Annotated in this window: 23 protein-coding genes; 10 read left to right on the top strand and 13 right to left on the bottom strand. The window is 35.7% G+C overall.

The annotated features are described in order from the left end of the window. Nucleotides 1–10 precede the first annotated feature (10 nt). From porX to AC58DT_RS05770, 6 genes are all read left to right on the top strand, one after another. Nucleotides 11–1561: a T9SS response regulator signal transducer PorX gene (gene porX, locus AC58DT_RS05745; protein ID WP_497215881.1), complete on the top strand. Its 1551-nt coding sequence runs from the start codon at nucleotides 11–13 to the stop codon at nucleotides 1559–1561. A 93-nt stretch (nucleotides 1562–1654) separates the two neighbouring features. Further along, nucleotides 1655–2068, top strand: coding sequence for a tRNA (adenosine(37)-N6)-threonylcarbamoyltransferase complex ATPase subunit type 1 TsaE (gene tsaE, locus AC58DT_RS05750; RefSeq protein ID WP_497215882.1), 414 nt, complete (start codon nucleotides 1655–1657; stop codon nucleotides 2066–2068). 265 nt (nucleotides 2069–2333) lie between these two features. Beyond that, the gene (locus AC58DT_RS05755) at nucleotides 2334–2846 is read left to right on the top strand and encodes a hypothetical protein (protein ID WP_062622973.1); all 513 of its coding nucleotides are present in this window, start codon (nucleotides 2334–2336) and stop codon (nucleotides 2844–2846) included. A gap of 462 nt (nucleotides 2847–3308) precedes the next feature. Next, the gene (locus AC58DT_RS05760; RefSeq protein ID WP_497215884.1) at nucleotides 3309–3842 is read left to right on the top strand and encodes a hypothetical protein; all 534 of its coding nucleotides are present in this window, start codon (nucleotides 3309–3311) and stop codon (nucleotides 3840–3842) included. A 57-nt stretch (nucleotides 3843–3899) separates the two neighbouring features. Next, nucleotides 3900–5099 carry an alanine dehydrogenase gene (locus tag AC58DT_RS05765; protein WP_497215885.1) on the top strand — a complete coding sequence of 400 codons (1200 nt, stop codon included), beginning with the start codon at nucleotides 3900–3902 and terminating at the stop codon, nucleotides 5097–5099. A 56-nt stretch (nucleotides 5100–5155) separates the two neighbouring features. Then, nucleotides 5156–5533 carry a hypothetical protein gene (locus AC58DT_RS05770; RefSeq protein ID WP_497215887.1) on the top strand — a complete coding sequence of 126 codons (378 nt, stop codon included), beginning with the start codon at nucleotides 5156–5158 and terminating at the stop codon, nucleotides 5531–5533. A 10-nt stretch (nucleotides 5534–5543) separates the two neighbouring features. On the opposite strand, the gene AC58DT_RS05775 is transcribed toward AC58DT_RS05770, so the two are convergent. After that, a complete protein-coding gene (locus tag AC58DT_RS05775) occupies nucleotides 5544–6716 on the bottom strand; it encodes a proline dehydrogenase family protein (protein ID WP_497215888.1) in 1173 nt (390 codons plus the stop codon). A gap of 71 nt (nucleotides 6717–6787) precedes the next feature. Between AC58DT_RS05775 and aroB the strand changes: the two genes are divergently transcribed. Both aroB and AC58DT_RS05785 read left to right on the top strand, forming a co-directional pair. Then, nucleotides 6788–7858, top strand: coding sequence for a 3-dehydroquinate synthase (gene aroB / locus AC58DT_RS05780; protein ID WP_497215889.1), 1071 nt, complete (start codon nucleotides 6788–6790; stop codon nucleotides 7856–7858). A gap of 77 nt (nucleotides 7859–7935) precedes the next feature. Further along, nucleotides 7936–8229: a hypothetical protein gene (locus AC58DT_RS05785; RefSeq protein ID WP_062622978.1), complete on the top strand. Its 294-nt coding sequence runs from the start codon at nucleotides 7936–7938 to the stop codon at nucleotides 8227–8229. Between the two features lie 60 nt (nucleotides 8230–8289). Here AC58DT_RS05785 and AC58DT_RS05790 read toward each other — a convergent pair whose 3' ends face one another. From AC58DT_RS05790 to AC58DT_RS05810, 5 genes are all read right to left on the bottom strand, one after another. Beyond that, nucleotides 8290–8838, bottom strand: a complete 549-nt coding sequence (locus AC58DT_RS05790; RefSeq protein ID WP_497215891.1) for a type 1 glutamine amidotransferase domain-containing protein — start codon at nucleotides 8836–8838, stop codon at nucleotides 8290–8292. Nucleotides 8839–8949: 111 nt separating this feature from the next. Beyond that, entirely contained in the window at nucleotides 8950–9906 is a 957-nt protein-coding gene (locus AC58DT_RS05795) for a YihY/virulence factor BrkB family protein (RefSeq protein WP_497215892.1), read from the bottom strand. After that, nucleotides 9907–10422 (bottom strand): DinB family protein, encoded by a 516-nt coding sequence (locus AC58DT_RS05800; protein WP_497215893.1) that lies wholly within the window; start codon nucleotides 10420–10422, stop codon nucleotides 9907–9909. A 71-nt stretch (nucleotides 10423–10493) separates the two neighbouring features. Continuing rightward, nucleotides 10494–10973, bottom strand: a complete 480-nt coding sequence (locus tag AC58DT_RS05805; RefSeq protein ID WP_062622982.1) for an Lrp/AsnC family transcriptional regulator — start codon at nucleotides 10971–10973, stop codon at nucleotides 10494–10496. Between the two features lie 33 nt (nucleotides 10974–11006). Then, nucleotides 11007–12173, bottom strand: coding sequence for a M14 family zinc carboxypeptidase (locus tag AC58DT_RS05810; RefSeq protein ID WP_497215895.1), 1167 nt, complete (start codon nucleotides 12171–12173; stop codon nucleotides 11007–11009). A 292-nt stretch (nucleotides 12174–12465) separates the two neighbouring features. Here AC58DT_RS05810 and AC58DT_RS05815 point away from each other — a divergent pair, with 292 nt between their 5' ends. Together AC58DT_RS05815 and AC58DT_RS05820 are read left to right on the top strand one after the other, a co-directional pair. Then, the gene (locus AC58DT_RS05815) at nucleotides 12466–12885 is read left to right on the top strand and encodes a helix-turn-helix transcriptional regulator (RefSeq protein ID WP_497215896.1); all 420 of its coding nucleotides are present in this window, start codon (nucleotides 12466–12468) and stop codon (nucleotides 12883–12885) included. Nucleotides 12886–12927: 42 nt separating this feature from the next. Then, nucleotides 12928–13299: a DNA topoisomerase IV gene (locus tag AC58DT_RS05820; protein WP_497215897.1), complete on the top strand. Its 372-nt coding sequence runs from the start codon at nucleotides 12928–12930 to the stop codon at nucleotides 13297–13299. Between the two features lie 36 nt (nucleotides 13300–13335). Here AC58DT_RS05820 and AC58DT_RS05825 read toward each other — a convergent pair whose 3' ends face one another. From AC58DT_RS05825 to AC58DT_RS05855, 7 genes are all read right to left on the bottom strand, one after another. Continuing rightward, entirely contained in the window at nucleotides 13336–15249 is a 1914-nt protein-coding gene (locus tag AC58DT_RS05825) for an ATP-binding protein (RefSeq protein ID WP_497215899.1), read from the bottom strand. Nucleotides 15250–15458: 209 nt separating this feature from the next. Continuing rightward, nucleotides 15459–15899, bottom strand: coding sequence for a large-conductance mechanosensitive channel protein MscL (gene mscL, locus AC58DT_RS05830; protein WP_497215900.1), 441 nt, complete (start codon nucleotides 15897–15899; stop codon nucleotides 15459–15461). Nucleotides 15900–15956: 57 nt separating this feature from the next. Next, nucleotides 15957–16652 carry a (d)CMP kinase gene (gene cmk, locus AC58DT_RS05835; protein ID WP_497215901.1) on the bottom strand — a complete coding sequence of 232 codons (696 nt, stop codon included), beginning with the start codon at nucleotides 16650–16652 and terminating at the stop codon, nucleotides 15957–15959. Further along, nucleotides 16652–17671, bottom strand: coding sequence for a type IX secretion system protein PorQ (porQ, locus tag AC58DT_RS05840; RefSeq protein ID WP_497215902.1), 1020 nt, complete (start codon nucleotides 17669–17671; stop codon nucleotides 16652–16654). Before porQ ends, cmk begins: the two co-directional genes overlap by 1 nt. A gap of 213 nt (nucleotides 17672–17884) precedes the next feature. Next, nucleotides 17885–20335, bottom strand: a complete 2451-nt coding sequence (gene lon, locus AC58DT_RS05845; protein ID WP_497215903.1) for an endopeptidase La — start codon at nucleotides 20333–20335, stop codon at nucleotides 17885–17887. Between the two features lie 275 nt (nucleotides 20336–20610). Continuing rightward, nucleotides 20611–22008 (bottom strand): DUF6252 domain-containing protein, encoded by a 1398-nt coding sequence (locus AC58DT_RS05850; protein ID WP_497215905.1) that lies wholly within the window; start codon nucleotides 22006–22008, stop codon nucleotides 20611–20613. A 47-nt stretch (nucleotides 22009–22055) separates the two neighbouring features. Further along, nucleotides 22056–23375, bottom strand: a complete 1320-nt coding sequence (locus tag AC58DT_RS05855) for an MFS transporter (protein ID WP_497215906.1) — start codon at nucleotides 23373–23375, stop codon at nucleotides 22056–22058. Nucleotides 23376–23403: the final 28 nt, after the last annotated feature.

Genomic DNA, 23403 nt, shown 5'->3' on the forward strand with positions numbered 1-23403 from the left:
ATATACATATATGAGCGACATAAAAGTACTATGGGTAGATGATGAGATTGATTTGCTTAAACCACACATTCTTTTCCTAGAAAACAAGAATTATAAAGTAACTACGGCCCAGAGCGGTACGGAAGCACTTGAGGAAATTAAAAAGGAAAATTTTGATATTGTCTTTTTGGATGAAAATATGCCGGGATTGACCGGACTGGAAACCTTAGCCGAAATAAAGGAACAACAGGCCTCTGTTCCGGTGGTGATGATTACAAAAAGCGAAGAGGAATATATAATGGAGGAAGCCATTGGCGCTAAAATAGCCGATTATCTTATAAAGCCAGTAAATCCAAACCAAATTCTATTGAGCCTGAAGAAGAATTTGGACCATAGTAGGCTAGTGTCTGAAAAAACCACATCAAGCTATCAACAGGAATTCAGAAAAATAGCGATGGATCTTTCAATGGTCAATAGTTTTGAAGAGTGGAAAGACCTTTACACAAAGCTTGTTTATTGGGAATTAGAGCTGGAGGATATAGAAGATTCTGGAATGTTTGAAATTCTTGAATCACAAAAAACTGAAGCTAATAGTCAGTTTTGCAAATTTATAGATAAAAATTATCCAAAATGGTTTGAAGACCCTAGCGAGGCGCCCATTATGTCGCATACGCTTTTCAAAGAAAAAATTCAACCGCAATTGAATCAAGGAACCCCCACCCTACTAGTGGTTGTCGATAATTTGAGGTTTGATCAATGGAAAGCATTTGAACCTACGGTTGCCAATATCTATAAAAAGACGAACGAAGAGCTTTTTTGCAGCATTCTTCCTACCGCCACCCAGTATGCCCGTAACGCTATCTTTTCAGGCTTAATGCCAAGTGAAATGGAAAAACTTCATCCAGATTTATGGTTGAACGATACCGAAGAGGGTGGAAAAAACATGAAGGAGGAAGAGTTTTTGGCTGCTCAATTAAAGCGCTCGGGGCTTAAATTGAATTGGAGCTATCACAAAATATCGAGTTTGAAGCAGGGCAAAAAACTGGTTGAAAACTTCAAAAGCCACAAAGATGAAGACTTAACGGTTGTAGTTTATAATTTTGTCGACATGCTTTCACATTCAAAAACTGAAATGGAAGTTATAAAAGAGTTGGCATCTAATGACAAATCATACCGCTCCCTTACACAAAGCTGGTTTAAAAACTCGCCTTTACTGGAAATTATCCAACAAGCTGCACGTTTGGGCTTTAAGCTAATTATTACTACAGATCACGGAACCATTAACGTGAAAAATCCATCTAAAGTAATAGGTGACAAAAACACGAGTCTTAATCTTCGCTACAAAACCGGGAAAAGTTTGACTTACGAAGACAAAGAAGTCTTAGCTGCAAAAGACCCGAAGACAATACATCTGCCAACTATTAACATGAGCAGTTCTTTCATATTTGCTAAAGGCGATTATTTCTTTGCCTATCCGAATAACTATAACCATTATGTAAGCTATTATAGAAACACTTACCAACATGGTGGAGTCTCTTTGGAAGAGATGGTTATTCCCTTTTCAGTATTTACTCCTAAGTAATTCTTATTAAAATATTTATGTAGGAAAATTACCGAATTATTAGATATTTTCGGTTTTGATTGATAAATTATCTATATTCGTCCCGTTTTTACTATGGAATTTACGTATACCCAAAATGAAATTGGTAAGGTAGCTGAACAACTTTTAAAAAATTCAGTTTCAAAAATATTCCTTTTTTATGGCAATATGGGTGTTGGTAAAACAACTTTAATAAAGGAGCTAGTTAAACAGCTTGGGGTTATGGAAATTTCAAGCAGTCCCTCCTTCTCCATAGTAAATGAATACGATACGCCAAGTGGCGCTATCTATCACTTTGATTTTTACAGAATAAAAGATATTAATGAAGCGTTTGACATTGGCCTGGAAGATTATCTATACAGCGGAAACTATATATTTATTGAATGGCCCGAAAAAATCGATCAACTTTTACCAGAAATCGCGAATAGAATAGATATTAAAAATAATAATATAGGAAGTAGAACTTTAAAATTTATGCCAGTGAAATAACATTGCAGCGAAAAATACAATATTTATAAATTACTTTTTAGTTGTTTGCCCCAAATCGCAAAAATTATAGAGCTGGGAATCTATTTTCAAAAAAATTTATAAATATAACGCAAAAAAAATTAAAAAAACTTTCTTTTTTCATAGTAGGTTTGAAGTATTATTAACCTCACAAAACCATTTATTATGAAAACTCTAAAAGTACTTTTTATCGCAGCAATTTTTTCATTAGGAACCTTTGCTTCTTGCACCCCAGAAAGCATCCAGGATGAACAAGCACCCCAACAAATCCACAAAAGCAAAATCATCGTACCTAGTAACGGGTAGTATAATAGCCCTAATCATAGCGGCGACCCCTTACATATTTTATTCATATGAAAGTTTCCCACAAACAAAATCGTGGGAAACTTTTTTATTTACATATCACGCAAATTGGTATCAAGAAGTGTACGTTTCTGTTTGGACAATGATGGGGAAATTTGTGCCGATGTTGCTTTTAATAATTTGGTTTATTACATGCAAACACTGGTGGTACCACGTGATACTTATACCCATAGGAATGTTTGCGTTTCAGCTTTTCAGTGTCATTAATGATGATGTAGGTATAACCGATGAGGTTGAAATTTGGTGGCTTTTCCCTATAATGCTCGTGATTGTACCGCTAATCTATTTAATAAAAGCGCGCTTATCAAATAAACTTTTAGGCAAGGATCTAAAAAGTTTTGAGGAAGAGTTAGGGTCTAAAAAGAGTTTCTTGCAACAAATCAAGGATCTTTTTTGATTTTTATTCATAATATACAATTTCAATTTTTATATGTACCTTGGTACTTTGCAATTTTCATCTTTAAACCTAAATAAAGAAAACCTACTTAAATTCCTGACTTTATCATTAGTTGTTTAGATGAAAAATAAAATGAATAAAAATTAAAACTAACTAAAACCCTAAGCAAAATAAAACCAAAAGTAAATTGCCGGTGAAGTAACAATTAAAAATTCAGTGTTGTAATAAATGTTAAAATTTAACAATTAATTGAACCTTATGATGAATTTCAAAGGATTTAATTGCATTATAACCTGTAAAGATACAATTAACATAATTATTATGTTTAAGTTTTTTCAGTGTAAGTTTGACCCATATTAACCTCACAAAAACTTATTATTATGAAAAACTTAAAAGTTATTATTGTAGCCGCAATTTTTGCCGCAGGATTATTTGCTTCTTGTACCCCAGAAGGAATCCAGGATGAACAAACCCCACAACAAATCGACGCGAGAACGGTTAAGGTTCCGCCAGCCGGATAGAAAAAGTCTTATACAAGGAGGCATCATTGTTTTTATAATGGCATGTACTCCTTTACTATATTACGCATATGAAAGTTTCCCAAGCGATACTCAAGTTTGGGAAACTTCTTTGTTTACATTTACTACTAAATTTCCCTCTATTTACCAATATGCTTGGTTTTTAACAGGTAAAATCATTCCCGTTCTTTTATTGCTTATATGGTTTTTTACTTGCAAACATTGGTGGCATTGGATTATTCTCGTACCCCTATCTATGTATATTTTTCAATTATTCAACCTAATTAAACAAAATTTTGGTGTTGATGAAGTTGAAATTATTTATGTAATTCCAATAATGATGGTGATAATTCCATTTGTCTATTTGATTAGAGCTAAACTTTTCAGCCAAATGAGGCAGAACGATTTGAAATCATTTGAAGAAGAGCTTTTTCAAAAAAGATCTTTTTGGCAGCAGATAAAAGACCTCTTTCGATAATTATCCATTCAAATTTGTGAAAATTATTCCGTAAATTGAAACTGCCAAGCTTGTATCATGACAAAACCAAAATCACCTTTTACCCGAGCCCAATTACTTCCACAAGAAGAAACGCTTGAAGTATCAAGACAAAAAGGAGAACTTTTTATCGGCATTCCCAAAGAAGCCTATTTTCAAGAAAAGCGAATTTGCCTAACTCCCGATGCGGTCAACGCAATCGTAAATAATGGACACCGAGTGCTTATTGAAAATGGAGCTGGTGATGAAGCAGGGTTTTCAGACAAAGATTATTCAGAAGCCGGTGCAGAGTTAACCGGTGACAAAAAGAAGGTATTTGGCTGTCCAATGGTTCTAAAAGTTGAACCGCCCACCCTTGAGGAACTGGAACTGATAAACCCCAAGACAGTGTTAATTTCCGCATTGCAATTAAAAACGAGACAGAAGTCATATTTTGATGCGCTCGCGAAAAAGAAAATCACTGCCCTTGCTTTTGAATTCATTAAAGACGAAGACCACAGCTATCCAGCCGTAAAAGCCCTAAGTGAAATTGCGGGTACCGCATCGGTGCTTATTGCCGCCGAACTTATGGTTAATGCAAAAAAAGGAAACGGTCTTCTTTTCGGAAGCATTAGTGGCGTACCTCCAATTGAAGTGGTAGTTATTGGCGCTGGCACCGTAGGCGAATTTGCCGTTCGATCTGCACTTGGCCTAGGGGCAAGCGTCAAAGTTTTTGATAGCTCTATTACAAAGCTTAGAACAATCCAGACTAACGTTGGAAGAATTTTATACACTTCGACCGTACAACCCAAAAATTTAATGAAAGCCCTATTGAGGTGTGACGTTGCTATTGGTGCGGTTCGTGGACACAATCGTGCACCCATAATTGTTACAGAGGAAATGGTGCGCAATATGAAAAAGGGCGCTGTTATTATAGACGTTTGCGTAGATATGGGTGGCTGTTTTGAAACCACGGAAATGACAAGCCACGACAACCCTACGTTTATCAAACATGAAGTGATACATTACGGCGTACCTAATATTCCTGCGCGCTATCCAAAAACGGCTTCAATTTCAATAAGCAATATCTTCACACCCTATATTTTAGAAATTGCAGAAAGTGGCGGACTTGAAAATGCCATCCGTTTTGACAATGGTTTAAGAAATGGTTTGTACTTTTACCGCGGAATTTTGACCAACAAGGCATGTGCAGATTGGTTCAACATGTCTTATAGCGATATCAACCTTTTGATCTTTTAAATTAAAGGCGAAAGGGTTATACTGCTCAATTTTCCAAAATCCCAAAATAAAACTTAATGAAATTAGCATACCGATTGGCTTATTTTTCCGGTGGATTTTTAATTGGAATAGCCCTTTTATTTTTTATTCTCAGCGGAAAAAAAACATCCTGCGCATATGGCCCAGAATCCAGAACACTTAAAAACATCCGTTTAAAGGAACGTGCTTTTTCCGAAAGTACTTTGCAGATTCTTCGTGAAAATAAAATGGACACTTCAGCAATTTCAATTCTTTTGGATGATGGTGATGTCCTCTTTTCAGAAAGCAATACCGAGCTTGACTCTTGCAGAATTTATGTTATTGAAGGTGAAATTTCAGAAAAAAATCTAAAAATAACAGTTGAAAATTGTGAGAAGTTAGCCACTGTTGTAGAGGCAGAGCTTCTCGAACAGTAATTTAAACCCTTTATAATTTTCTTCGCTCTTTTTCTTTTTTCAAAAGCGTAAGCTCCCTACTTGTTTGCCCCGCCACCGAGGTATTTTCCTCTGCGCGGCGGATTAAATAGGGCATCACATCTTTAACTGGTCCAAAGGGAATATATTTTGCAACGTTATAACCCTCTGCTCCCAGATTAAATGTAATGTGGTCGCTCATCCCAAAAAGTTGGCCAAACCAGATACGGTCATCACTTTTTGAAATTCCTTTTTCTTTCATCAAGTCCATCGTTAAATAGGTACTCAATTCATTGTGGGTGCCAACAAACAGTCCTATATCGTCTATGTTTTCAAGAATGTATTTTAAAACTTCATTAAATGTGTCGTCAGTTGCTTTTTTACTCTCACATATTGGTGTTTTATAACCTTTTTCAATTGCTCTTTCATTTTCCTTTTCCATATAAGCGCCACGAACAATTTTAAAGCCGAGCTTGTAACCTTTCATTTTAGCTCTTTGGTGCAACTTTTTTAAATAATCCAAACGGTCCCATCTATAGCATTGCAAAGTATTAAAAACTATAGGTCGCTCCTTGTTATATTTTTCCATCATTTTTTCGCAAAGATCATCAGCGGCGTCCTGCATCCAAGATTCCTCTGCATCAATTAGCAATCGGATTCCATTATCATGGGCTACTTTTGAAACCCGATCATAACGGTTTTCAATATTTTTCCAACCAGTTTTTTCGCTATCCGTCAGAGGCTCACTTTCCGTGATTTTCTGCCAAACCTTAAATTTTCCAAAACCAGTGGGTTTAAAAACTGAAAACGGCATCGCCTCCTTATTTTTTGCAAACTCGGTCAGTTCAATCACTTTATCGGCGGTGGCGTCAAACTGTGTCTCTTCCTCCTTTCCTTCTACTGAAAAATCCAAGACTGAAGAAACGCCAACGTCATATAATCTGTCTACCGTAGACATACAATCCCTCTCATTCACACCCCCGCAAAAATGGTCAAAAACCGTGGAACGGATTAACCCCTCTACCGGTAGGTTTATATTTAAGGCAAATTTTGTAACGGCAGAACCAATTTTCACTAAAGGTTCCTTAGAAATCATCTTGAAAAGAAAATACGCACGTTCCAGTTCCGAATCGCTCTTTAGCTGAAAGGCCGTTTCGGTATTATCAAAAAGGGAATTTGAAGTCATAAAATTTACAATAATGTGTGCAAATATAGTTAGATTTGGACTTTGATTATATGAGAAAAATCAATAAATTCATGGGAAAAAATTCAAATGAAAAAGGTCAGGTTTTAAGAGATGATATTGGGTGGGAAGCTTTAGCAAAATATGTAAAGGAAAAAAGTCCTTCCAAAATATTTATTATAACCGATGAAAACACCAATAAATTATGCTTATCTATTTTTTTAGAGAAGAAAAAGTTTGAATTTTCATCAGAAACCATCACCATTCCCGTTGGGGAAATCTACAAAAACATAAGCACTTGTTTCAATGTTTGGGAAACACTTTCTGAAAAAGGAGCCGACCAAAAAAGCTTAATAATCAATCTAGGTGGCGGAGTGGTTACCGATCTTGGTGGATTTGTAGCTTCCACTTTTAAACGGGGCATTCCTTTTATAAATATCCCCACTTCCCTACTCGCCATGGTAGATGCCTCAGTGGGTGGAAAAAATGGGGTCGATCTTGGCCATATAAAAAACCAAATTGGCGTAATAAATCTTCCCGAACTGGTAGTATTGGACACGGCATTTCTAACAACCTTGCCACATGAACACGTAACATCAGGCTTAGCCGAAATGTTGAAACACGGCCTTATCCATAGTCTCACGTACTGGGAGCGTATAAAAAATGTGGATTTCTCAGATAAAGTGGAGTTTGAGAAACTTATTTGGGATTCAGTAGAAATAAAAAAAGAAATTGTGGCCAAAGATCCTTTTGAGAATAACCTTCGAAAAACCTTAAATTATGGCCACACACTGGGGCACGCAATTGAATCGTATTTTCTAGAAAATGATGATAAGCCTACGCTGCTCCATGGCGAAGCTGTAGCAATAGGAATGATTTTAGCAACCCATATTTCAGCAGAAATTGTTGGTTTTCCTCAGCGTACATTGAATGATGTTACAGAAACCATTCTTAATCATTTTCCAAAACAAACTTTCAGTAAAAATGATATTGATACTGTTATAAAGTTGTTGGTTTTTGACAAAAAAAACAGAAACGGGAAAGTGTTATTTGTACTTCTGGAAGACATTGGCCATTACAAAACTGATTGCGAAGTAGACAATAGCTTTATTTACAAGGCTTTTGAGTATTATAAAAATTTCTGAAAATTTTATTGAAAATATTTTTATCTCTTCATTTTTTGAATAGTTTTATAACCACAAACCAAAAGATTGAATATTAAATGAAGCGAATTATAGTAGACTACCGAAAGCTAACCCCAGAAATACTTTCTTTACTAGTAGAAAAATATCCCGATGGATATGATGATGACCATGTTATAACTTTTAAAAATGCTAAAAATGAAACCGTTGAAGCTGTTGAAGTAAGAACGGATGATACAATATATTTAGTTAAAGTAAGTTCTCGCTTAGAAACAACAATGGCTAATTTTGATGAAGACGATTATGATGACGCTGACTTTAATGAGCCAATAAGTGAAATTCCGGATAAAAAGAAAATGGATGAGGAAGAATAAATCTTTCTATCAAAAAAAAGAGGCTGTCTAGCCTCTTTTTTTATTCTGAAACTTCATTTATTATGCATGCTGAAGTTCGTGCTTACCTTCTTTAATTTCCTCGATTAATTTAGAATTAAACGCAGGCAAATCATCAGGGTTTCGGCTGGTTACAAAACCTTCGTCTACAACTACCTCTTCATCTACCCAATTAGCTCCTGCATTAATCAAGTCATCCTTAATTGAGCTAAAGGAAGTCATTTTTCTACCTTCCACTACTCCTGCAGAAATTAAAACTTGAGGACCGTGGCATATAGCAGCAACTGGTTTTTTCAACTCAAAGAACTGTTTTACAAATTTTAATGCATCATCATTTCTTCTTAATTTATCAGGGTTTATAACTCCTCCTGGCAACACCAGCGCGTTATAATCAGTTGCAGAAACATTTCCAACGTTTTTATCAACGTTGTATTCGTTGCTCCAATTGCCATCTGCCCAACCTTTTATTTTACCTTCATTTTCACTAATAATCTCAACGGTAAATCCTTCTTTTTCCATTGCCTCTTTGGGTGATTTCAATTCAGATTCTTCAAAACCGTTTGTAGCTAAAATTGCAATTCTCTTATTCATTTTTCTTTTCTTTTTATTAGTTAAACAATTAATTTACAGTGAAGATACTAAGCACTAGAGGTACTATAAATTTTTTGATATTAATCTTTTACTAATCTTTGTTAAGAATTGCTAAGAAGTACCGTTATCCTTTAAGGTTTCGGCTTTTTTTTTATCCTCCTCTACTTTTCGCTTGTATTCTCGAAGTTCCTGCATTTCAAGTTCGTAAGATAAAATCGCGTTGCCGGAGGGTTCAATTTTTATATTTCTGAGCAACGCCCAATTCACGGTAAATTCTGCTCCCAAGAATAAAATAAGGCAGGTGTAATATACCCATAACAGAATAAGTACGAGGCTTCCCGCCGCACCATAAACTGAAGCAGGGTCTGACGCTGCAAAATAAAACCCAATAAGGTATTTACCTGCCAAAAATAACAATGAAGTCATAAATGCACCTATCAGATTAGTTTTCCATTTTATTTTTACATCCGGGAGCAAAGTGAAGATTGTTGCAAAAAGTGCCGTTATTATTATTTGCGAAAAAATAAAGTTCAGAATCTGAACAAGTTGTGAAGAAAGGTCGGTGTAATAGTTTCCAATTAGATCACTCAAAGCATTGATAGCCGTAGTGATTACCAACGATATGAGCAGCAATAAACCAATAGCCAAAACCATCCCAAAGGAAATAACCCGTCTTTTTAATGTGTCCAAAAAAGTATTCTTTTTAGCTCGAACACTCCAAATATCGTTCAGTGCTTTCTGAAGTTGAAAAAAAACACCGGTTGCGCCGAAGATAAGCACCCCAATTCCAAAAATTATAAATAGCACAGAACTTTCCGATAAAGCAGAATTAATTATCATAGCTTGAATAAGCTCAGCACTTTCCTGCCCTATCAATCCTCCAATCTCCCCTGTGATTCTCCCTTCTACTGCATCTCTTCCAAAGAAAATGCCCGCAAAATGTACAGTAATGATTAACAGAGAGGGTAATGAAAACAAAGCATAATAGGCAATCACAGCACTTTTAGCCCACGGATCGTTTTTGTCCCAACTAAGATAAGTGTCCTTTAATAATTTGAAAATCTTCATTTAAAGATAACGTTCGTTAATTATGTTTTGGTGATGAATCTCGTGGCCGCAAATGATAAATCCTGCGGCTGCTACTGACATAACACTGTTGTTGGCATTACCTGTTCGTTTTAATTGGATTTCATCAAAATTTTTAAATAAATGGAAACTTGCATTGCGCACAGCACTGTATTCCTCTAAAAGATGGTCGATGCTTTTATTATTTCCATTGGCGTTTTGAGCAAATATATTTTCATCAAAACCTTTCAAATTTGCACTATCAGCTCTTGAAAAGTAAAGCGCCCTATATGTAAAAACCCTTTCGGTATCAATAATATGCTGCAAAATGTCCTTTGGCGTCCATTTGTTTTCAGCATACCGATAGTGCCATTTTACTTCAGTAATACCTTTAAAAAACTTTGGAGTGTTGCGCAAACCTATTTCCAAAGCTTCAGGTAATGATACGTTATTGACCAAGTCAATATATTTTTGATAATAGGAATTATATTCTGAAGGATTAATTTCAGTAGGCTTCATAGTTTTCTTTTAAAGATAAAAAAAACCTTTGTCGCTAAACAAAGGTTTTTAATTTAATTAAGAGGCGCTACTTAAATTTCGTTAAAAATGGAATGTAGCAATCTCTTTTTATCATTGATACTCTCTTCCATTGATATCATTGTTTCGGTACGGCTTACGCCTTCAATGTCGTCTATTTGATAGATTACATCTTTTGCGTGGGCAGTATCCCTTGCCCTAATTTTACAGAAAATATTGAATTTTCCGGTTGTTACGTGGGCTACAGTAACAAAGGGTATCTCACTTATTCGTTCCAAAACAAATTGAGTTTGTGAAGTTTTAAAAATAAAAACTCCCACATAAGCAATAAAGGAATATCCAAGCTTTTTATAATCTACTTGAAGTGATGAACCGGTAATGATGCCGGCTTCTTCCATTTTTTTCACTCTCACATGAACTGTCCCTGCAGAAATCTCTAATTTTTTTGCAATATCTGTAAAGGGGATTCGCGTATTATCAATTAATAAATCAAGAATTTTGTGGTCTACATCGTCTAATTTAAACTTTGGCATATATCTATTTTTTTTTTGCAAAATTATAAACTTTTAAGCTATAATAGAATTTATTCTTTGAAAATAAATCATTGATTTATCATTTTTATCAATAATTTCTGAAATATTATCACCCACTGTTAAAATATCTTGTGAATTTGTTAAAATTTCAGCGCCTTCCACATTATTTTCAATATATGCAAACTTGTTCTTTAATGACCCAATTTCATCAATAAATGGCTCAAAGACAATGGTTTCATTTCTTAAAATTTCACGATATTGGATTGCAACTGATACTTGCTCTCTTTTATCCTTCAATTTTGCATTTCTCAAAATACAATCATTATAATTTTTAAGATTTTCTGGAATATTAAAATAGTCTCTGTAATTTAATGCAGGTTTACTATCCCCAATAATATTAAATAAGACAAGTAAGGAATAGAAGATAAATTCTCGGGTTTTTTCACGATGGTAATCTTGGGAATATTGACCCGCCTCAAATAATATAGTTGGAACCCCTGCATTTTGAAAGGTGTCGCCCACACAAGCATTATTAAAGCTATCATCATACCTGCCCACTTGCCCGGGAATGTAATCTTGCAGCAATTTATTCATTTTTACTATTTGTTCCATCGCAATTATTCTGGAAGGAGTTATAGATCGTTCCTTATTTGCTGCTGGAGATAAAAACGAAATAGTTGAAGCCTTGCCATCTTTAAAGCCATAAATAGAGCGCTGATCGTGAAGATTAAGGCATAAGTCAGGTTTAAGCGCTTCAAATACTTTGCGCAGACATTTGCTTTCCTTTTGAGATAAATCCTGGGCATCTCGATTCAAATCCACTCCATTGGCATTCTCACGCGTGTAAAGTTGGGCGCCATCGGGGTTTAACATAGGAAATAGATAAAAAGTATATGTGCCTAAAAATTCATCAATTTCTGATTGAAAATTTTCCTTTTGATCAATAAATCGAATAAAATCAAAAAGAGCTTTCGTTGTTGTAGATTCATTTCCATGCATTTGAGACCATCCCAAAACCACCTGTTTACCATTTCCAATTTTAATCAAGGGAATATCCTGTCCTTTTTCTGACACTCCAGGTACCGAAACCTCATACTTAATTTTATACATATCCAGTAACGGATAAATGTGTTCCATAGTGATGTATCGACCTCTTAACTGAGTCTCAAAATGATTCTTGTACCAGTCTTCTATTTTCATATTCTAAATTATAGTTTACAAAGTTAAACAATGGCTTGTTCACAATCGTAAACAAATGCGTTGTCAATTATTGATTACTTCTGTAAACGAAGATGTTGTTGATTTGTTACCATTTTATTGAATTATAGTCCATCAATTATACAATAAGCCTATGATATTGTTTTTCAGTATTTTAAATTCGATTAAATAAAGTATTAATTTGACAATATTTGTAATTATTATAATTTATTTAGGCTTTTGAAAAGAAATAAATTACATTTGTAATCGTTATTGTTATTCATAATATGTTACAATGGTAAACACTTCGGATTTTACAAAACGATTGGAAAAAATACTGGATTATTACTCATTATCTGCCGCTGCGTTTGCGGAAGAAATTGATTTTAACCGCTCCACTATTTCACATTTACTCTCAGGAAGAAATAAACCGAGCTTGGAATTTGTGATGAAGCTCTATCAAAAATTTCCAGAGGTTGATATGGATTGGTTACTTTTCGGAAAAGGGAGCTTCCCTTCTACCGGAGAAAACTTAAAAAGTCCGGACAATCAAAAACAAATTAAAACTTCAAATGAAGAAAACTCATTGAATCTTTTTTCTGCAGAAAATGACACCGAGGTCAAAAGAAACATTCAAGTGAATCAAAATGTAAAGAATATTGAGAGAATTGTAATTTTTTATACTGACGGTAGCTTTAATGTTTACCAAAACTAAATGGTTTCAGTAATTTTTCGGAAATTCGCATAAATTTTAAGCATGCGTTTTTTTTTAGCCTTATTAAGTTTTCTATTATTGGCGGGGTGCTATGAAACCCAACGAGATTGTGCCGATTTTAAAACCGGAACCTTCGAGTTTGAAGCGCTTTCGGGCACTGAGGTCTTCAAAACAACCATAATTCGCAATGATTCCATAGAGGTTGATTATTTTCAGGGGAAAACAGATTCTTCTTCTATTAGATGGATAAACGATTGTGAGTATGTCCTAAAAAAAATAAATCCTAAGAACCAAGCTGAAAAGAAAGCCATTCACATCAAAATTTTAACCACTGATAAAAATAGCTACACTTTTGAATTCAGTGAAGTGGGTAAAACTAAAACGAGCAAGGCTACGGCAAAGAAAGTTAAGTAATTTTATATCCCAATTATTTGTAAGTAATAAACTGGATCAAGAAAAGTATTTATTTAAAATACCAAATAATATTCCCTGCTCAACGGGTTTTGTAAGATATTCATTCATACCTGCCTTAATTCCACGTTCAATGGCTTCTTTTGTTACATCTGCTGAAAACCCGAGTATTACTGAAGTATTATCTATTTTTCTCAAATGTTGTACAATTTCAAACCCATCCTTTCCGGGCATATGTACGTCCATAAAAATAAGGTCGTAATGGCGGGAAGCACATTTAAGTAAAGCATCGTTTCCATCTGATGAAAGATCTGCAGAAATTTGGCTTTTTGAAAGTATTTTTGCCAAAACTTTTTGGTTCAAGAGATTGTCATCAACAATTAAGACCTTTAAATAGCTTAAATTCCTGTAGTGCCTTAATTTTTTGTTTTCATCTTGGTTTTCAACTTTAGGAAAATCTAGAGATACCGTAAAAATAGACCCTTTCCCTGCATTGCTTTGCACACTAATTGTACCCCCCATCAATTCTACCAAAGTTTTAGTGATTGCCAAACCCAATCCACTCCCTTGATGTTTTTTAGTGATTCCAAAATCCAGTTGTTTAAATCTTTCAAAAATATCATTCATTTTCGAAGGGGCAATTCCTATACCAGAGTCAGTTACAACCAACTGTATTCTTAGCCTACCATTTTCTGATTTTTCTTCGTAAAAAATTTCTATCAAACCCTCTTCTGTAAATTTCGTCGCATTACTTATAAGGTTGGTAAAAATCTGTTCGGTACGCGAAACGTCACCAATTACGTTTTTCTGTTTCAGAATACTCGCAAAATTTGTTTTTACCTCAATTCCCTTAACCTTTATGGTGGGTGCGTAAATATCGACAATTCTTTGAAGTATGAAAAAAGGACTGAAAACATCTTGTGAAAGTTCTACTTGGCCTGATTCAATTTTATCTATATGGAGAATATTATTGACCAGATTTAATAATACCTTCGATGAGTTTTGCATTAATTTTAAAAATTCTTTTTCACTTGTTGAAAGTTGTTTGCCTTCCAGTATTTCAGAAATGCTTAATATGGCGCTTAATGGAGTCCTTATTTCATGGCTCATGTTTGAAAGAAATTGTGTTTTTGCTACAGAGGCATCTTCCGCCCTAAGCCTTTCTTTTTCAATTTCGGCATTAAGCATCTGCAGTTTTTGGTTCATAATTTTATACCTGTGAGACTGTCTTTTGGCCAATAAAAAGAAATAGGCTAGTAAACCAATAAGAAATGATAAAAATATGCCAAGTGCCAATATAAAATTCTGCAATGTGGTTGCTCTTAATTCTTGACGGGAATAAAACATAAATTCAAATTTCCAATCACCCTCCGCCCTATCCGCAAGTGGATTTAAGCTTTGCGCAAATATTTGATCGCTTTGAAAATCTTCAATTTTGGGATTATTGTAGCTGTAAAAAATATTTCCCGCATTGTCTGTAATCCGGACACTAAAAAGATTTTGTTTGGAGCTTATATTGTCAAATTGGTCTTTAAAATCCATGCCTGCGGATATTGTTCCCTGAAAACTGTTGTCATAATAAATTGGAACATCTACCAAAAAAGCCTTACCGTGCTGGGTGAGATTGACCCAGGAAGTTATATTTACTAATGTATCCCTAGAGTTTTCAATCCAGCTTTGGTAACGATACCCTACGGATTTTATATCTAAGTTAAGTGCTTCCCTATTTGGGTAATAAGGAGCTACAAAGTTTATTATACCCGTGCTATCTATATATTCTATAAATTTAATTGACTTGTTTTGTTTGATAATCCGTTCCGTATCAGATTTTAAATAGGCTTTGAATTTACCATTGCTCTCAACTATACGGTCACGCATATCCTCTAGCGAAGTAATATTATGACTAATTATTTTTTTAAAATCCTGATGGGTCAATGTGCCCGCAATGTCCAACTGCCTGAGCTTAGCTTGCTTTTGATCAATTATAGTTCTATAATAACTTAGAACACATAAAGCTGAAAGGAATAAAAATAAAATAATAGAAAGCAAGGCAAATTTGCTTTTGTGGAAATTAGCTATTATTCTTCTTTGAAGCATTTTTAAAGTTAAAAAAGATTATCTTTTATTATTCTAAAGATTTGTTTAAAAATTTTTTAAAAACTCTATTTTGAAATGTTATTTTTTGATTTCATGAAAGAATTTTGCTCTTCCATCAGTTTTTCAATATTTGATAGCAATTGGATGTCCTTTGGCGTTTCCACAGTTTTATCCTGAGGATCCTCTGCCTTTTTCTTAAAGCGATTGATGAATTTTATTACCATAAAAATGGTAAAAGCAATAATGAAGAAGTCAATCAGCACTTCCATAAGCTCCCCATAACCAATGGCAATTTCTTCAGATGTCTCACTTGCAGGCTGCAGTATATACTTTTTATTGGCCAGGTTTACACCATCCGTAAGCATTGAGAGCGGAGGCATTACAATCTTTTTTACAATTGTACTTATTACATTATTGAAGGCAGTACCTATTACGATACCCACCGCCATATCAATCATATTGCCTTTTATGGCGAAGTTTTTAAATTCCTGAAAAAATGAAGCCATGTGTTGATTTTTTATTAGAGTGTAATAATAGAAAAGATTTCAGAAAGAAAAAAGAAGTTAAACGCGACCAGCAATTCGATCCTTTGCAAGCTGTAGTACTGTATGGAACTGATCTTCCAGATTCATTTCAGAATTATCAATTTCAATAGCATCGGCTGCTTTTACCAAGGGAGAGTCTTTTCTGGTAGTATCAATGTGGTCACGATCTTGAATATTTTTTAAAACCTCAGCAAACTGTATGTTCTCACCATGTTCCAAAAGCTCTTTATACCTTCTTTGGGCACGCTCTTTAGCAGATGCATTCATAAATATTTTTAGCTCGGCTTGGGGAAAAACTATTGTGCCAATATCACGACCATCCATAACCACTCCTTTTTCTAGGCCCATCTGTTTTTGCTGGGCAACCAGTTTTGCTCTTACCTCGTGAATTGTCGCAATGGGACTTACAAACTCTGATACTTCAAGGTTTCTTATTTTATCTTCCACATCTTTTCCATTCAAAAAGATATGTGCTTTGCCCCAATCAGGCTCTTTATAAAACTTAAGATGGATTGATGAAAGTGATTCTATAAGTTTGGAAGTGTCAAAATGATCTTTGGAAATAATACCATTTTGCATAGCATAGAGCGTTACGGCTCTATACATTGCACCACTGTCCACATAAACATAGCCCAGATAATCGGCCAATTGCTTGGCAACCGTACTTTTTCCGGTTGAGGAATATCCGTCAATGGCAATAGTAATTTTTCCCATTACTGAAGATCTATATTTAAGCCGAAAAAGCTGGATGAAGCAGCGGTGCTAAATTTTGAATAGGAATAACTCAATCTTAATTTATTCAGTTTAATTGCAAAGCCGGCGCTTACTCCTGCGAAAGCCCGTTTTTCTGCTATTCGCAACTCTTCACCTCTTCTGAAATTATACCCCAACCGAATATTGAAACCGCTTTCGGGAAATAGTTCAATTCCCGCAATCATATGCCGAAAAGCGTTGTCTATAAAATTTATATTTTCTTCGGTAGTGTTTCCTTCCAAATCAGTTTCCTCTCTTGAAGGGTTAGAAAAAGCTACGTTCCATTGTTGCATATTCTCCAAGGTAAAATGCCAGCGAATAGGCACATTCTGCAATGTTTGTGAAATTCCAAAAATAAGTTCAAACGGAAGGGGTTCATATTCTTCGTGATAGGGTGTGAATTGTGTTCCCAAATTTCTAGCAACTCCCGTAATATGAAGATCCCAATCTTCATAAACGTACATAATACCAATATCCAAAGCGCCTCCAAATGAAGAATAATTTTCCAGTTTAGAAGAAATAAGCTTTAGGTTTACACCTACGTGAAAATTTGTGAATGCAATATTTCGGGCATGTCCCAAAGAAAGGGCTACTTCGCCCCCACTAAAACTGTTTGTTGGGTTTCCCAATTCATCATAGCCGTCAAACTGCCCATAGTTAACGTAGGTAATACCCGCATGCAAAACCTGTGTTCTTCGATCCCATAGATAGGCATAAGTAGCCGTACCGTAGTTTACATCCCCAATGTAGTTTGTATAATTAAGCGAAAGCTGATTGTCCATTGCAGGATTAATACTTGCGGGGTTGAATAGTGGCTGGGTAGGGTCGTAATCATAATTAGTAACTACTTTTCCGCCCAAAGCAGCCATTCTAGGACTATTAACAAGGTTTAGAAACTGATAAGTTGCCTTACCTCCTATCTGGGCTGCCAAAAGCTGAGATATAAATAAGGAAACAACTAAGAAAACCTTTTGGGTCATAGACGTAAGTTACCGTAACTAAAAACTAAACGAATGCAAGTATAATTTATTTTTGCAAAGGAAAGAAACATCCATGATTAATTTTTATAATGCTTGGGCTTGATAGCTGCAAGTTCCAATTAAACTTTAAAAATAACGTAGGCAATAATATGATTGATGATTAATGCATAATTGGTTTTGGCAACTCTGCATTAATCATCTTCTTGCTCAAAATTATAGCTTTTTGGCGTTTTTTACCTTTTCCTTGGTTAGGGCTAACTCTAAGACATCGCTCATATCTTTTACATAATGAAAAGTGAGCCCCTTTAAATATTCAGGTTTTATTTCGTTTATGTCGCGTTTATTGTCTTCACAAAGTAGAATTTCTTTAATTCGTGCGCGTTTTGCTGCAAGAATTTTTTCCTTAATACCGCCAACGGGCAATACCTTTCCTCGCAAAGTAATTTCACCGGTCATTGCGATGGATTTCTTTACTTTTCTTTGTGTGAAAAGCGATACTAATGAAGTAAGCATTGTTATACCGGCGCTTGGGCCATCTTTGGGCGTTGCACCTTCCGGCACGTGAATGTGAACGTTATAATTATCGAATATATCTGGATTGATACCAAGTTTTTCAGCATTGGATTTTATGTATTCCAAAGCAATTGTAGCAGATTCTTTCATAACCTTACCCAAATTTCCGGTCATATTTAACGCACCTTTTCCTTTGGAAAGGGTAGATTCAATAAACAATATATCTCCGCCCACTTTAGTCCAAGCTAGACCAGTAACCACGCCTGCTACATCATTATTTTCATATTTGTCGCGTTCCAGTTTGGGAGCGCCCAGGACTTCAATAATAATATCATTGGTCACTTTTATTTCATACTCCTCTTCCATTGCAATTTTCATTGCTGCATAGCGAACCATTTTGGCAATTTGCTTCTCCAATCCACGTACACCACTTTCACGTGTGTAACCTTCCACAATTTTTTCAAGTTGGGGCTTGGCTATTTTCAAAGCCTCACTTTCCATTCCGTGCTCTTTTAATTGTTTGGGAAGCAAATGGCGCTTTGCTATTTCAACCTTTTCCTCTACGGTATATCCTGTTACGTTTATTATTTCCATTCTATCCCGCAAAGCAGGTTGAATGGTACTCAAACTGTTTGAAGTAGCTATGAACATAACCTTTGAAAGGTCGTAGCCCAATTCTAAAAAGTTATCGTAAAAGGCATTATTCTGCTCTGGGTCCAAAACTTCGAGCATTGCTGAAGAAGGGTCGCCCTGATTGCTTGCGGAAATTTTATCAATTTCATCCAAAACGAAAACAGGATTGCTTGTACCAGCCTTTTTAATACTTTGCACTATACGCCCCGGCATGGCCCCAATGTAGGTTTTACGATGGCCCCTTATTTCAGCTTCATCGCGAAGTCCGCCCAAGCTCATCCTCACATATTTTCTGCCTAATGCTTCCGCAATAGATTTTCCCAAAGAAGTTTTACCCACACCGGGAGGTCCGTAGAGACAAAGAATGGGTGATTTCATATCGTTTCTTAGTTTCAAAACGGCCAAATATTCTATGATGCGCTTTTTAACATCATCAAGGCCATAATGGTCACGATCCAAAATTTTTCGGGCGCGCTTTAAGTCGAATTTATCTTTGCTGTATTTATTCCAAGGAAGGTCTAAAAGCAGGTCCAAATAATTTCGCTGGATACTGAATTCAGCAACCTGTGGATTCATGCGCTGCATTTTTGAGAGTTCTTTATTAAAATGCTTTTCAACGTCTTTGTTCCACTTCTTTTTTGTGGCACGTTCACGCATTTCTTCTATTTCTTCTTCCATTGATGATCCACCCAATTCTTCCTGAATGGTCTTCATTTGCTGTTGAAGAAAATACTCACGCTGCTGCTGGTTTATGTCACTCTGAACCTTCGACTGGATATCATTACGAAGTGAGAGCTTCTGAATTTCCATATTCATATAGCGGAGCGTTTCCAGTGCACGATCCTTAAGGTTGTTAATCTCCAAAAGTGCCTGCTTCTCCTCTACTTCAATATTTAAATTTGAAGAAACAAAATTTATCAAAAAGCTAGAGCTTTCAATATTTTTAATAGCAAAGGCAGCCTCAGAAGGAATATTCGGACTTTCTTTAATAATCTTCAGTGCCATTTCCTTTATAGAATCTATTATGGCTCTAAACTCTTCACTTTCCTTTTCTGGGCGTGCTTCAGCAACTTCTCTAATGGTCGCTGTCATATAGGGGTTGGTAGTAATTACCTCTGCCACCTCAAAGCGTTTTTTTCCTTGAATAATTACTGTGGTATTGCCATCGGGCATTTTGAGAACACGAAGTATTTGGGCTACGGTACCAATTGTATTTATATCACCAATACCGGGCTCTTCCTCGTTTTCATCTATTTGGGAAACAACACCAATTACCTTGTTGCCTTTATTGGTTTCATTAATAAGCTTAATAGACTTGTCCCGTCCTGCAGTAATTGGAATAACAACCCCAGGGAAAAGTACTGTATTTCTTAAAGGTAGGATAGGTAGTATTTCAGGGAGTTCTTCTTTATGCATAGCATCTTCATCCTCAGCGGACATAAGTGGGATGAACTCTGCATCTTCCTTTAAATCTTGAAATGACAACTTGTCTAACGATGTAAGTTTTGAATTCGCCATATATGTTTTTAAGACATTGTGTCACAAATGTAGTAAGCACAATGTGTAAAATTTATAATTTATGTTTTTCTTAATAAAAAAGTATTGATTCTCAATAGCTTTATGTGTTCTTACCCTTTATAAGTCAAGAGTTGTGCCAGTTATATTTTATTCGCGCCTTACTGTTATAGTGAAACATTTTGGTACTGGATATTATCTGTTCTTCCTTTTTTAAAAAGAAAAAACCGTCTCTGGAAATTCCAGAAACGGTTTTTCAAAATTTGTTTATTTTTTATTTACGGAAGCACTGCCAAGAATTCTCCTGCAGTTATTTGATATACCGTTGGGTCTTGCCCGGTGGCATCTACAGCAGTAAAGTTGAAAATTCCTTCAATGATACCATTTGGAATATCGTAATTTGTAATTACAATAGTTCCTGGGTTTGAAACATACGTTATCGAGGTTCCCACAACTGGGGTATAAGTTGCTACAATTTCATCTCCATCTATTACTTCAGTGCTCATTTCAAATGAACCTTCAGTAATGGTTGCAGGAAAAGTAAGTTTCATTCTTTGGTCACCTACCAGGGTAGTAATGGTTATAGTAGGGTATTGATTGAAAACATCGGTAGTTATTGTAATATCTTCAGAATTGTAAGCTGCACCATCCACATTGGCTCTAAACACATTATTGGCTCCGGGCACCCCTTCAAAGTAAGCTGTAAAACTACCTTCGGTAACCTCAACAACATCTGGAAGTTGGTTTAATGGATCGGTTGCCGTAAAGGCAAAGGTTGCTTTTAATATCCCTAACTCTAAATCAAATTCAGAAATTGTAATTGTCCCTGGATTTGATGTCAGGTTTTCGGCGCCATTGCCTGCGTTGTAAACTCCGATTAATTTTGTTCCGTCAGAAATTTGTACCATCTCAAATGTACCCACGCCTAAGGAACGGGGAACGTCAATTCGTATTTGCTCTCCGGTATTGGACTTAGCTTCAATCTTTATCATGTGTACATCGCCAACCATTGGTTCCGTAACCGAAATAGTATCAGCTACAAAATCAACTCCATTTGTTTTAGCGAAAAATTCATTTTCAGGATTTCCACCAGTTCCTCCACCACCTCCGGTATCATCGATAATGTAAGGAATGGCATTAAAAGCTCCATTTGTTATTGCAATTTCCTCTAACACGGGATCTCCATTGCCATCAAGGATCGGATTGCCGTCACCATCAACTTTAATTCGTACTCCTACAAAACTAAATGTTCCTGTAACGGTTTCAGCGCTAGCATCCAGAGCGGTAATGTTCATTAACCCATATCCTCCCAAAGCATCTGCCGAGATATAAGGAAGTGGATTATTTGAACCGTCAAAATATGAGCCAGAATTTTGAATGGCCCCACCAAGAGATAGGTTGAAAGAACCTACCGCAGCATCCACAATTGCAAGAGTTATATTTTCGCCACCTGGTTTTGAACCTGTAATCACCAATTGGTTATCGGTAGTAAGTGTAGCAGAAACAGAATTTGCAATAAACTCTTGGCCTTCTATTTGTGCTTTAAACTGTCCCTCATCTGCATCGTTCTGTTGTTCTTGGACAAATTCACCTGTAAGGGGCTCGTTTTCACAGGAAAAGAATTGAAATGCAAGAAATACTAAAAGCATTCCTTTTAAAAAATACATTTTCTTCATAAATAAGTAGTTTGTAGGTAATAAACGCAAACTTAAACAAAAATTGTTTAACGGTTTTTATTTCGTGGCACTCTTGCCAATAAAAATACCCCGGTCATAAAAAATATGACTAGAAATAATATTGAGTTACGCATACTTCCTGTTATTTGATCTATAAATCCATAAATAAGCATTCCTATAACAATCCCTATTTTCTCGGCAACATCATAAAAACTGAAATAGGAAGTGGTGTCCTTTGTCTCTGGTAAAAATTTTGAATATGTAGAGCGTGAAAGTGATTGTATCCCACCCATAACCAAGCCTACCACTCCTGCAGTAATATAAAACTGAATAGGATCTATAATAAAAAATGCAACCACGCAAATGCCCACCCAAATAATATTGATTACAACAAGCACGGGAATATTGCCAAATTTCTCTGATGCTCGGGAAGTTATAATTGCGCCCCCCACGGCCACCAATTGAATAATAAGAATACTCACTATTAAGCCCATGGTCTTTGCGTTGTCACCACCCCAAGCAATTTCCTGTTCACCAAAATAGGTAGCCACAAGCATCACGGTCTGTACAGCCATGCTGTATACGAAGAACGCCGCCAAATACCTCTTTAATTGAATGTTTTCCGATAATGAATTATAAACGCTTTTCAGTTCCCTAAAACCATTCAAAAGTATTTTTGTACTCACTTTTTTTCCACTTTTGTTTCCCTTCGGAAGAAAATAAAAAGAGTACTGGCTAAAAAGTATCCACCAAATTCCTACGGTAACGAACGACCACCGCATTGCTTTTATACTTGCTTCTCCCTCTTCTCCAAATCCGAAAAGTTCAGGTTTCATTACCATGGCTAAGTTAAACAGCAATAATACAACACTTCCTATATACCCAAGGGAATATCCCCGGGCACTCACCCTGTCTTGCTGTTCATTAAAAGCAACATCCGGCAGATAGGAATTGTAAAAAACGAGGCTTCCCCAAAAACCTATGAGCCCACCAAAATAAAATAGCAGACTAATATGAATAGTTTCAATACTGAAAAAATAAAGCCCCATACACGAAAGTGCGCCCAGATAGCAGAAAAATTTCATGAAGTTTTTCTTGTTTCCCACATAATCTGCAATACCCGATAGTAAGGGGGAAATAATAGCAACCAATAAAAAAGCTGCTGCTGTAGTATAGCTAATTAATGGAGTACTTCTAATTGTACCACCAAAAATAGAAACTGACGTTACCCCCGCGGTCTTAAATAATGCCTGATAAAAAATAGGAAATATAGCCGATGCAATCACAAGGCTATAGACTGAATTTGCCCAATCATAAAAAGCCCACGCATTTAGTAGCTTCTTACTTCCTTTGGCTAAATTGGGCATATTCTTTTAAATTTTTGACGGCACTAAT

The organism is Aequorivita sp. CRS11 (assembly GCF_059693805.1).

Bases quoted from the DNA above. Each gene is read 5' to 3' on its own strand.
- tsaE (WP_497215882.1), top strand. From the start codon at position 1,655: ATGGAATTTACGTATACCCAAAATGAAATTGGTAAGGTAGCTGAACAA.
- AC58DT_RS05765 (WP_497215885.1), top strand. From the start codon at position 3,900: ATGACAAAACCAAAATCACCTTTTACCCGAGCCCAATTACTTCCACAA.
- AC58DT_RS05760 (WP_497215884.1), top strand. From the start codon at position 3,309: ATGAACAAACCCCACAACAAATCGACGCGAGAACGGTTAAGGTTCCGC.
- AC58DT_RS05775 (WP_497215888.1), bottom strand. From the start codon at position 6,716: ATGACTTCAAATTCCCTTTTTGATAATACCGAAACGGCCTTTCAGCTA.
- porQ (WP_497215902.1), bottom strand. From the start codon at position 17,671: ATGACCCAAAAGGTTTTCTTAGTTGTTTCCTTATTTATATCTCAGCTT.
- AC58DT_RS05785 (WP_062622978.1), top strand. From the start codon at position 7,936: ATGAAGCGAATTATAGTAGACTACCGAAAGCTAACCCCAGAAATACTT.
- lon (WP_497215903.1), bottom strand. From the start codon at position 20,335: ATGGCGAATTCAAAACTTACATCGTTAGACAAGTTGTCATTTCAAGAT.
- AC58DT_RS05755 (WP_062622973.1), top strand. From the start codon at position 2,334: ATGAACAAGCACCCCAACAAATCCACAAAAGCAAAATCATCGTACCTA.
- AC58DT_RS05855 (WP_497215906.1), bottom strand. From the start codon at position 23,375: ATGCCCAATTTAGCCAAAGGAAGTAAGAAGCTACTAAATGCGTGGGCT.
- AC58DT_RS05820 (WP_497215897.1), top strand. From the start codon at position 12,928: ATGCGTTTTTTTTTAGCCTTATTAAGTTTTCTATTATTGGCGGGGTGC.
- aroB (WP_497215889.1), top strand. From the start codon at position 6,788: ATGGGAAAAAATTCAAATGAAAAAGGTCAGGTTTTAAGAGATGATATT.
- AC58DT_RS05815 (WP_497215896.1), top strand. From the start codon at position 12,466: ATGGTAAACACTTCGGATTTTACAAAACGATTGGAAAAAATACTGGAT.
- AC58DT_RS05800 (WP_497215893.1), bottom strand. From the start codon at position 10,422: ATGAAGCCTACTGAAATTAATCCTTCAGAATATAATTCCTATTATCAA.
- AC58DT_RS05795 (WP_497215892.1), bottom strand. From the start codon at position 9,906: ATGAAGATTTTCAAATTATTAAAGGACACTTATCTTAGTTGGGACAAA.
- AC58DT_RS05810 (WP_497215895.1), bottom strand. From the start codon at position 12,173: ATGAAAATAGAAGACTGGTACAAGAATCATTTTGAGACTCAGTTAAGA.
- AC58DT_RS05770 (WP_497215887.1), top strand. From the start codon at position 5,156: ATGAAATTAGCATACCGATTGGCTTATTTTTCCGGTGGATTTTTAATT.
- cmk (WP_497215901.1), bottom strand. From the start codon at position 16,652: ATGGGAAAAATTACTATTGCCATTGACGGATATTCCTCAACCGGAAAA.
- porX (WP_497215881.1), top strand. From the start codon at position 11: ATGAGCGACATAAAAGTACTATGGGTAGATGATGAGATTGATTTGCTT.
- AC58DT_RS05850 (WP_497215905.1), bottom strand. From the start codon at position 22,008: ATGAAGAAAATGTATTTTTTAAAAGGAATGCTTTTAGTATTTCTTGCA.
- AC58DT_RS05790 (WP_497215891.1), bottom strand. From the start codon at position 8,838: ATGAATAAGAGAATTGCAATTTTAGCTACAAACGGTTTTGAAGAATCT.
- mscL (WP_497215900.1), bottom strand. From the start codon at position 15,899: ATGGCTTCATTTTTTCAGGAATTTAAAAACTTCGCCATAAAAGGCAAT.
- AC58DT_RS05805 (WP_062622982.1), bottom strand. From the start codon at position 10,973: ATGCCAAAGTTTAAATTAGACGATGTAGACCACAAAATTCTTGATTTA.